The following is a 708-nucleotide window of genomic DNA, read 5'->3' as shown; positions in this document are numbered from 1 at the left end:
GATGGGTGTTCTGTCGAGCGGTGCCGGAGCCGCTGCCGGTGCGGTCGGCCGCCTACGTGGCGGTGAACCCGGGAGGGGGCGCGGACGGGCGCGGCCGGCTCGGAACGGGCGCGGACGGGCGCGTGGGCTCAGGTCGGCGACGGACCCAGACGGGTGGTGAAGCTGAACCGGTCCCCCCGGTAGAGCGAGCGCACGCGCTCCAGCGGGCGCCCCCGCTGGTCCCGCGAGATCCGGTGGATGAGCAGCATCGGCAGCGCGGGCGGGGTGCCGATCAGCAATGCCTCGCGCGGGGTGGCCAACACCGTCTCCAGGCGCTCGTCCGCGTCGCCGAACCCGATGCCGAGCCGCTCGTGCAGGTAGCCGTAGAAGGACGAGTCGGGCTCGAAGTCGGTGGCCAGCTTCGGGACCCGGGCCACCTCCACGTACGTGCTCTCAAGCCCCATCCGCTCGTCGTCCGCGAGCAACACCCGCTCCAGGTGCCAGACCGGCACGCCCCGCTCCAGCTCCAACTCGGCGGCCAGGCCGGGCGGGCAGGGGAACTGGTCGAGGGTGATGAGCGTACGACCCGGCCTGCGGCCCTGCCGCCGCACGCCCTCGGTGTAACTCGCCAGCGACAGCGGCTGCTCCAGCTTGGGCCCGGCCACCACGGTGCCGCGCCCCATCCGCCGCAGCCGCCCCTCAAGGAGCAGTTCGCGCAGGGCCTGCCGC

General features: G+C 74.3%; 1 protein-coding gene. It reads right to left on the bottom strand.

Annotated features, from left to right (window positions below; genetic code table 11):
* Positions 1-128: 128 nt before the first annotated feature.
* The coding region (locus KUM32_RS42330; RefSeq protein WP_217146900.1) for a GntR family transcriptional regulator at positions 129-708 on the bottom strand (580 nt) is incomplete at its 5' end.

It is taken from the genome of Streptomyces sp. AC627_RSS907, from assembly GCF_019049165.1.
The sequence above is the reverse complement of the archived record's forward strand: the minus strand, read 5'-3'. Positions and strand labels throughout refer to the sequence as shown.